Origin of the sequence: Rhodoplanes elegans (genome assembly GCF_016653355.1) — a bacterium.
Classification (GTDB): Bacteria; Pseudomonadota; Alphaproteobacteria; order Rhizobiales; family Xanthobacteraceae; genus Rhodoplanes; species Rhodoplanes elegans.
Genome location: NZ_NHSK01000068.1, coordinates 1 through 9,190, shown reverse-complemented (window position 1 = coordinate 9,190; position 9,190 = coordinate 1). Strand labels below are relative to the sequence as shown.

Annotated in this window: 8 protein-coding genes; 4 read left to right on the top strand and 4 right to left on the bottom strand. The window is 70.2% G+C overall.

What is annotated here, in order from left to right; translation table 11 throughout:
* Positions 1–826: cell wall hydrolase (locus CCR97_RS06960; protein WP_201159404.1), on the top strand; the 826-nt coding region annotated here is incomplete at its 5' end.
* A gap of 304 nt (positions 827–1,130) precedes the next feature.
* Entirely contained in the window at positions 1,131–2,939 is a 1,809-nt protein-coding gene (locus CCR97_RS06955) for a B12-binding domain-containing radical SAM protein (protein WP_111358080.1), read from the top strand.
* A gap of 193 nt (positions 2,940–3,132) precedes the next feature.
* On the opposite strand, the gene CCR97_RS06950 is transcribed toward CCR97_RS06955, so the two are convergent.
* Positions 3,133–3,990: a LysR substrate-binding domain-containing protein gene (locus CCR97_RS06950; RefSeq protein ID WP_111358081.1), complete on the bottom strand. Its 858-nt coding sequence runs from the start codon at positions 3,988–3,990 to the stop codon at positions 3,133–3,135.
* Between the two features lie 130 nt (positions 3,991–4,120).
* On the opposite strand from CCR97_RS06950, the gene CCR97_RS06945 reads away from it, so the two are divergent.
* Together CCR97_RS06945 and CCR97_RS06940 are read left to right on the top strand one after the other, a co-directional pair.
* Complete coding sequence (locus tag CCR97_RS06945; protein ID WP_111358082.1) at positions 4,121–5,101, top strand: sodium-dependent bicarbonate transport family permease; 981 nt, start codon at positions 4,121–4,123, stop codon at positions 5,099–5,101.
* 29 nt (positions 5,102–5,130) lie between these two features.
* Positions 5,131–5,442 (top strand): DUF190 domain-containing protein, encoded by a 312-nt coding sequence (locus tag CCR97_RS06940; protein ID WP_111358083.1) that lies wholly within the window; start codon positions 5,131–5,133, stop codon positions 5,440–5,442.
* Positions 5,443–5,622: 180 nt separating this feature from the next.
* Here CCR97_RS06940 and CCR97_RS06935 read toward each other — a convergent pair whose 3' ends face one another.
* The 3 genes from CCR97_RS06935 to CCR97_RS06925 all read right to left on the bottom strand — a co-directional run bounded on the left by CCR97_RS06935 (position 5,623) and on the right by CCR97_RS06925 (position 9,118).
* Positions 5,623–6,339, bottom strand: coding sequence for a PhoH family protein (locus CCR97_RS06935; protein WP_420826064.1), 717 nt, complete (start codon positions 6,337–6,339; stop codon positions 5,623–5,625).
* Positions 6,340–7,068: 729 nt separating this feature from the next.
* A complete protein-coding gene (gene ppk2, locus CCR97_RS06930; protein WP_111359071.1) occupies positions 7,069–7,914 on the bottom strand; it encodes a polyphosphate kinase 2 in 846 nt (281 codons plus the stop codon).
* Between the two features lie 262 nt (positions 7,915–8,176).
* The gene (locus tag CCR97_RS06925) at positions 8,177–9,118 is read right to left on the bottom strand and encodes a LysR family transcriptional regulator (RefSeq protein WP_111359070.1); all 942 of its coding nucleotides are present in this window, start codon (positions 9,116–9,118) and stop codon (positions 8,177–8,179) included.
* Between the last annotated feature and the right edge of the window lie 72 nt (positions 9,119–9,190).

Genomic DNA, 9,190 nt, shown 5'->3' with positions numbered 1-9,190 from the left:
GCCGATAGCGCCCGCCGACGACGAACCCTTCCACCCCGACACCGCGGTGCCGACGCTGGGCGAGGCGCTGTCGCCGACCCTGATGACGGCGAACGTCTATTTCGGCGCGACGCCGCTCGCCGACACGACCGGCGCGCTGCAGCCGTGGTCGCCCGACCGCGTGTCGCTCGCTCCGAGCCCGGAGACCGAGCTCGCCGCCCTGGACGAGATCACGCCGAGCCCCGAGACGCTGAGCGCCGCCATCGACCCGGACGGCGGCGAGACGATCGTCCGCAAGGGCGAGGTGGTGATCGGCGGCGGCCATGCGCTGCGCAGCCCGGCCGAGCGCCTCGGCCTCTACGGCGGCGAGCGCGCCAAGGCCGAGAAGTGCCTCGCCGACGCCGTCTACTTCGAATCGCGCGGCGAGCCGCTGCGTGGCCAGATCGCGGTCGCCCAGGTGGTGATGAACCGCGTCTTCTCCGGCTACTATCCGGCCGACGTCTGCGGCGTCGTCTACCAGAACGCCCACCGCCATCTGTCCTGCCAGTTCACCTTCGCGTGCGACGGCATCAAGGACAAGATCACCGAGCCGGACGCCTGGGCACGGGCCGAGCAGGTCGCCGCCGAGACGCTCGACGGCAAGCACTGGCTGCCGGACGTCGGCAAGGCGACGCACTACCACGCCTACTGGGTGCGGCCGTGGTGGGTGCGGACCATGCACAAGCTAGACAAGATCGGCGTCCACACCTTCTACCGCCCGCGCAAGTGGGGGGACGGCGCCGACCGCCCGGCCTGGGGCGACGCCTCGCTGCCGCCGCCGGCCGAGAAGATCTCCGACCGGCTCTGACGCCGAAACGCCCGCCCTCGCATCGGCGGCCGCGGCTTCTGCCTGTCTCCATCATGGCCCGGCTCGCCCGGCAAACCATCCCGCGTTCGACGATCGCCCTCCTTTTTTGGGGATGACGCAGGGTCGAGCCCGCGCATGACGGTCCGGGATTCCGAGGCCGGCATCGATCGTCGATCCTGCCGGCGCGGTCATATCCTCGCGGTTGGTAAGGCAGTATTACTCCCAGTTGCGGCTTGCACTCTCCTCCCGGAACCAGCTTAAGTAGCTCCGCGGATGCACGATCGCTCCTGGAGAGGGGACAGCCATGGCTGCGAGCGTCGCGACACGCCGATTCCAGCTCGTGCTGATCAAGCCGTCGCATTACGACGACGACGGCTACGTCATTCAGTGGCTGCGCTCGTCGATCCCGGCGAACTCGCTCGCCTGCGTCCACGCGCTGGCCGCCGACGCCGCCGAACGGCAGGTGCTGGGCCCCGACGTCGCCTTCGACATCACGGCGATCGACGAGACGAACTCGCGCATCAAGGTCGACGCGCTCGTCGCGCGGATGCGCCGTCATGGCGGCCTCGGGATGGTCGGGCTTGTCGGCGTGCAGTCGAACCAGTTCCCGCGCGCCATGGACATCGCCCGGCCGCTGCGCGCCGCGGGCGTTCCCGTGATGATCGGCGGCTTCCACGTCTCCGGCCAGCTCGCGATGCTGCCCGCGCGGCCGGCCGACCTGCAGGAGGCGCTCGAGCTCGGCATCAGCCTGTTCGCCGGCGAGGCGGAGGGGCGCATCGACCGGGTGCTCGCCGACGCGGCGGCGGGTCGGCTCGCGCCGATCTACGACTACATGCACGACCTGCCGGGCCTGGAGAACGCGCCCGTCCCGTTCCTGCCGCGCGAGACGGTCGGCCGCGTGTTCGACCACCATGCGAGCTTCGACGCCGGGCGCGGCTGCCCGTTCCAGTGCTCGTTCTGCACCATCATCAACGTGCAGGGCCGGAAATCGCGCCGCCGAACGCCCGACGACGTCGAGGCGCTGATCCGCCGTCACTGGGCGCACGGCATCAAGCGCTTCTTCATCACCGACGACAACTTCGCGCGTAACAAGGACTGGGAAGCGATCTTCGACCGGATCATCAAGATCCGGGAGGAGGAGCGGATCGACATCCGCCTGATCATCCAGGTCGACACGCTGTGTCACCGCATCCCGGGCTTCGTCGAGAAGGCGCGCCGCGCCGGCGTGACGCGGGTCTTCATCGGGCTCGAGAACATCAACCCGGCAAACCTGATGGCCGCCAACAAGCGGCAGAACAAGATCACCGAGTACCGCACCATGCTGCTCGCCTGGAAGACGGCCGGCGTGCTGACCTATGCGGGCTACATTCTCGGCTTCCCGGGCGACACGCCGGACTCGATCCGGGCCGACATCGAGATCATCAAGCGCGAGCTGCCGCTCGACATCCTGGAGTTCTTCTTCCTCACGCCACTGCCCGGCTCGGAGGACCACAAGACGCTGTGGCTGAAGGGGGTCGCCATGGACCCCGACATGAACAAGTACGACCTCGAGCACGCCGTGACGGCGCATCCGACGATGAGCAAGGCGGAGTGGGAGGCGATCTATCGCGAGGCGTGGGAGACCTACTACACGCCGGCGCACGCGCTGACGATCTTCCGCCGCGCCGCCGCGACCGGCATGGGCCTGTCGCGGCTGCTCGCCGTGCTGTTCATCTTCTCGGCGGCGCTGCGCATCGAAAAGGTGCACCCGCTGCAGGTCGGCGGATTCCGCCTGAAATCGCGGCGCGACCGACGGCCCGGCCTGCCGATCGAGCCGGTGTGGTCGTTCTATCCGAAGGTCCTGTTCGAGGTCGTCGCCAAGCACGTGCTGATGGCGAAGCACTGGATCGACCTCGATCTCCTGCGCCGAAAGGCCCGGCGCGAGCAGGCACGCCGCCCCTACACCGACGTCGCGCTCACCCCGGTCACCGACGAGGAGACCGAGACGCTCGACATCTTCACCCACAGCGAGGACGCCCGCCGCTCGGTCGCCCATGTGCGCAAGGTCGACGCGCTGATCCATCCGTCGGGCGAGCCGTCGCCGCCGCATCCCCGCATCGTCGCGGCGGAGTAAGACGCGCGGAGTGAGACGCGGCGCACGCGTTTTCGCCGCCGTGCCCCGGACAAGGCGCATCGGGCCGCCGGCCCGATGCGCTGCAGAGCCGGGGCCCAGGGCCGCACGGCAAGAGCAACCTGACAATCTCGGATGTCGCCCCTCGGTCCCGGTTCGCGGCGCGTCGCGCCCGGGACACGAGGCTGCGGCTCCCCTACCCCAGCGACCGCACGATGTGCTCCTTCAGGCGCTGCGCCGGCAGCGACAGGCGGTCGCGCTGGAGGAGCGCGATCTCGGTGTCCTTCAGGTTGGGCAGCGGGCCGCCGTCGATGACGCGCAGATCGTCCGGCACCATGTCCTTGGGCAGCACCGTGACGCCGAGGCCGGCCCGCACGGCGGCGAGCGAGCCGGCCAGCGAGCCGCACGTGTAGGCGACGCGCCACGGCCGCCGTGCCTTGTCGAGCGCCTCGGTGGCGCGCTTGCGGTAGACGCAGGGGCTCGGCGAGACGACGAGCGGCAGCGGCCCGTCGCGCTCCTGCGGCTCGGGCTCGCCCGTGACCCACACCAAGGGCTCGCGCCAGACCCGGATGCCGGCCGCCTCGCCGACCCGCTCGCGCTTGATCAGCGCGAGATCGAAGCCGCCGCGGCGGAAGCGATCGATGAGATGCAGCGTGAGATCGCAGGTCACCTCCAGCGCCACGGCCGGATAGGCGCGGGCGAAGCGCGACAGCACCTCGGGCAGATGACGCGAGGCGAAGTCCTCCGGCGTGCCGAGCCGCACGACGCCGTGCAGGGCCGGCTCGGTGACCCGCGCGACCAGCTCGTCGTTGACGTCGAGCAGGCGGCGCGCATGGACGAGAAACACCTCGCCGTCCGGCGTCAGCCGCACGCTGCGCGGATTGCGTTCCAGGAGCCTGCGGCCGATCGCGTCCTCGAGCCGCTGGAGCTGTAGCGACACGGTCGACTGCTGGCGTCGCAGGCTCTCGGCGGCGCGCGTGAAATTGCCGAGCGACGCGATGGCGACGAAGGTGCGGACCAGGTCGAGATCGAGGTTGAGCAGGGAGCGGGGCACGGCGATACCATCAATTTCGGCAATGATAGAACTTTCTATAATCAATTTCTGCCATGCTGCAACCGCGTCTAGGGTCGCGCCCCGCTCGCCCGCCGCATCGCGCCGCGGGGCAACTCAGGACCGACCGACCATGCTCGCGCTGGCGCTGCAGAACCTTCTCTCGCCCATGGTGCTGTTCTTCGTGCTCGGGGTCGCCGCGGCGCTGGCGCGTTCCGACCTCTCGGTGCCCGATCAGGTGGCGAAGCTGCTCGCCCTCTATCTCCTGATGTCGATCGGCTTTCGCGGCGGCGTCGAGGTGGCGCATCAGGGCGTCGACGCGACCATGTTGGCGACCATCGCGGCTGGCATCGCCCTCTCCTTCGCGACGCCGTTCCTCGCCTATCTGATCCTGCGCACGACCTCGCGGCTCGATCCGGTGAACGCGGCGGCCGTCGCGGCGCATTACGGCTCGATCTCGGCCGTCACCTTCGTCGCCGTCACCGGCATGCTGGGCCAGCTCGGCATCGCCTGGGACGGCTGGATGGTCGCGGTCGCGGCCGCCATGGAGACGCCGGCGATCGTCGCGGCGCTGCTGATCGCCCGCGGCCGGACCGACGGTGCCGGTGCCGAGGCGGGCGAGAGCCGCGCGGCGCTGCTGCGCGAGGTGGCATTCAACGGCTCGATCGTCATCCTGATCGGCGCCTTCGCGATCGGCGCGGCGACGGGCGAGCGCGGCGCCACCCTGCTGAAGCCGTTCCTGGTCGACGCCTTCCCGGGCGTGCTGTGCCTGTTCCTGCTCGACATGGGGCTGGTCGCCGGGCGCGGCCTCGCGCAGGGACGGCGGCACCTGTCGGTGCCGGTCGGCGCCTTCGCCATCGTGATGCCGCTGATCGGCGGCACGGTCGCCGGCGCGCTCGCCCATGCGATCGGCCTGTCGCTCGGCAGCACCGCGGTGCTGATCACGCTCGCCGCGTCGGCCTCCTACATCGCCGTGCCGGCGGCGATGCGGCTCGCCCTGCCGCAGGCCAATCCGGCCGTCGCGCTCACCCTCTCGCTCGGCATTACGTTCCCGTTCAACCTGCTCGTCGGCATCCCGCTCTACATCGCGCTCGCCGGCCGCATCGCGGCGTGACGGCGCCGCCCCGCTCCGGAGACCTCGCCATGCAGACCTTTCCGAAGAAGCGCATCGAGATCGTCGTCGAGGCGCCGCTGCTGCGGCGGATCACGGCACGGCTGGAGGAGACCGGCGTCGGCGGCTGGTCGGTGGTGCCGGTGCTGTCCGGCCACGGCGGCCACGGCGACTGGACGGCCGATGGCCAGGTCGGCTCGGCCACCCAGATGGTGATGCTGATCACGATCGTCGACGAGAGCCGGCTCGACGCGGTGCTGTCCGGCGTCTTCGCGCTGGTGTCGCACCAGATCGGCTTCGTCACCGTGTCGGACGTCGAAGTGGTGCGGCCCGAGCGGTTCTGAGCCTTCCGTCCGACCACGCAAGCGACGGCGTTACAGAACTGGTCATCCCGGGGCGCGGACCGCAGGTTCGCGAACCCGGGATCCATACGCCCGGTAATCGTGGCTCACGACAGACAGGGGTTATGGGTCCCGGGCTCGGCGCTGACGCGCCGCCCCGGGACGACGGAGCAATAAACGCCGTCAGCCGCGCGGCTGCGCCTCCAGCGTCTCGAAGGCCTCCACCCACATGGCGCAGAGGCCGGAGCGGACGATGTCCGCGCGGCCGAACTCGATCACCGGCACGGGCAGGTCGCGCATCCTGATCACATCGATGGCGGTCCTGAGGCCGGATTCGGCGGGGAGGTCGCACTGGCTGACGTCGCCGTCGACCACGGTGAGGCAATTCTCGCCCACCCGGGTGAGGAATGTCTTCATCTCGGCCGGCGTGGTGTTCTGCGCCTCGTCGAGCAGCACGAAGGCGTCCTTCCAGGAGCGTCCCCGCATCACCTCGAACGGCACCATCTCGATGTCGCCGTTCTTCAGCGCGATGTCGAACGCCGCCTTGCCGATGCGCTCCTTGATGGCCTCGATCACGGGGGCGGCCCAGGGCGCGAACTTCTCGTTCAGCGAGCCGGGAAAGAAGCCGAGCGAGCGGCCGCACGGCACGTTCGGCCGCGACAGCACGATGCGTCCGATCTTTCGCGTGCGGTAGAGATCGGCCGCGTAGGTCGCGGCGATCCAGGTCTTGCCGGTGCCGGCGGGACCGACGACGATCACCTGCGGGCTCGACCGCAGCGCCGCCAGATACGCGCCCTGCGCCTCGGTGAGCGGCTCGATCGGCGGGAGCGCCCGGGCAGCCGAGAACTTGTCGGCGGAGAACTTGTCCCCGGAGAACTTGGCGCCCGAAAAGGCGATGATCTCGGCCGTGTCGACCGACCGCTCGCTGCGACGCTTCTTCTTGCTGGACTGCTTGCCCAAGGACTGACTCCTTTCGCCGAATCGACGGGACGACGCCGATGCCTTCGCACCGCGTCTCGCGACAGGTTCTGGTGAGGACGGGAGGTCGAAGAAAAAAGCGTCGAAGGCGTGCGCGTCGCCGAAGGACGCAGCGTCGGCCGCGGCGGTCCGCGTGCCGGCAGTACAGGGATCGGCAATGTCGGAAGAAGCGGGATCGCCGGCAAGCCGGCCGGCAGCGGCGAAGTCGATGGAGGCGGCGCGACGACGATCCGGGGGTGTCGGCGTCGTCCTCTTGCTCATCGACCGAACCATCCACGAGCTGCCATGCGATCAAAGCTACGTGATTCGTATGACGGTTTCACGGAACAAAATGCGGCAGGTCGTGATCACGACGCAGGCAGGCGCGGGGCGGACTCGGGTCTGCCACAATGCTTACGGGAGTCTGAATGCACCCAGCCGTCGTCGCCCGGCCCGTACCTTCTGACGCCAAGTCGAGCGTGGGCTTACAGCCTCTCGACCGTCGTCCTCCGCGCAGGCGGAGCACCCAGTATCCGCTGGCTCGACTTCGTTCGGTCGAATGGCCGCGGCGTACTGGGTGCTCCGCCTCCGCGGAGCACGACGAAGGAGACGCTTCGGTGCTTCGTCAGCACTCGGATCGGCGCGCATGACGATCGCGCGGCAGAACGAGCCTCAGTACACGGCCGGCACGAAGCGCTGGCTCGACTTCTTCGGGCGCTTGTAGCCGTCGTCGGCCTGGCGCGGCGGCAGCTCGATGGTGGCCGGCTGCACGTGGCCGTAGGGGATCTGCTTCAGGAAATGGGCGATGCAGTTGAGCCGCGCGTGCTTCTTGTTGTCGGCGTCGACCACGTTCCACGGGCTCTTCTTGGTGTCGGTGTGGGCGAACATCTCGTCCTTGGCCTTCGAGTAGTCGACCCAGCGGGCGCGCGACTCGAGATCCATGGGCGACAGCTTCCAGCGCTTGAAGGGATTGCGGGCGCGCTCGACGAAGCGCTTCTCCTGCTCGGCGTCGCTGACCGAGAACCAGTACTTGATCAGGATCAGGCCGGAGCGGATCAGCATGTCCTCGAACACCGGGCAGGCGTGCAGGAACTCGCGATACTCGCGCTCGCTGCAGAAGCCCATCACCCGCTCGACGCCGGCACGGTTGTACCAGGAGCGGTCGAACAGCACGATCTCGCCGGCGGCCGGAAGCTCGGCGACGTAGCGCTGGAAGTACCACTGGCCGCGCTCGCGCTCGGTCGGCGTGCCGAGCGCGACGACCCGGCAGATGCGCGGGTTCAGCGGCTCCATGATGCGCTTGATCACGCCGCCCTTGCCGGCGGCGTCGCGCCCCTCGAACAGCACGGCGACGCGCAGACCGCGGGTGCGCACCCACTCCTGCAGCTTGATCAGCTCGTACTGGAGGCGCGCCAGCTCCTCGACATACTTGTAGTTCTTCGGCGGCTTGCGGGCGCCGTTGCGCGCCACCTTCGGCCACAGCGTCTCGATCGCCGCCTTCTCCAGAGCGTTGCGCATCACCTCGCCGTGCGGCGGCGGCGCGGCGTGGCCGTTAGGCTTTCGAGAGGTCGTGCGCGGCCGGCGCTCGGTGGCGGCGCTTCGGGCCGACGGTACTGCGGGTCGCGTCGTTTTCTTGGAAGCCGCGGCCTTCGCCGGGCGTGCCGGCTTCGACGGAGGCACAGGCTTGCGTCGGGCACCACGCTTGCTCATCGCGACCCTCCCCGAATCCGGCGTCGTGCTGCCAGCCTAGCGGAATCCTACGACGAGACGATTTCGGGATTCAATCGTGGCTCACGGGCGCCCGCGCGGCCCGGCGCGACCGCTCAGGCTCGCGCGGCTCCTCCTCCAAGAACCCCCGCACCGTGGCGGCGATCGCCTCGATGGCGGCGTCGAAGGGGCCGAGCGGGCCGGCCGTGACCATCCAGGCGGTCAGCGCCGGGGCGAAGTCGTCGACCGTCACGACCCGCACCTTGTCGCGCCAGGGCGACTCGGCGAGCAGCCGCTCCGGGATCAGGCCGATGCCGATGCCGCGGGCGATCAGCGCGAGCTGCAGGCCGGCGCCCCAGGTCTCGGCGACGACCTCGACGGGCGCGCCACGGTCGGCGAGCGCGCGGTCGAGCTGGGCCCGGAAGCCGCAGCCGTCCGGGTTGATCACCCAGTGCTGGCCGGCGAGATCGGTAACCCGGGCGCGCTCCGGCAGCGGACTGCCGGCCGGCACCACCACCAGCACGCGCTCGGTGCCGAGCGTCGTCGCGTGGCCCGGGTCGAGCGGCCGCTCGGGCTTCTCGGCGACCACGGCGGCATCGAGCTGGCCGTCGGCGATCTGCCGGCGCAGCACCGACGAGCGGTCGGCGACGAGGCGCAGCGCGACGCCCGGGCAGAGCGCCCGCACCGCCTCGATGGCCGGCGCCAGCACGGCCTCGGACAGGGCGAGCGTCAGGCCGACCCGCAGGGGTCCGGCCGCGATGGTCGAGCGGCTGTCGCGGGCGAGCGCCTCGGCGGCGCGCAGCACCGCGACGCAGCGCCGATAGGCCGACTCGCCGGCCCGGGTGGCGCGGGCGGGCTTGGAGTCGCGGTCGAGCAGCGTGACGCCGAGCGTCTCCTCCAGCCGCTGCACCCGGCGCGAGATGGCCGGCTGGGTGAGGTTGAGGCACAGCGCCGCCTTGCCGACCGATCCGGTGTCGACCACGGCCACGAAGGCGCGGATGTCGTCGAGGTTCATCGCGTGTCGTCCGCGTGTTCCGGATACCGCGAGGCTCTCGCCCGCGGCTTACCCCCCTCCCTGCCCCTCCCC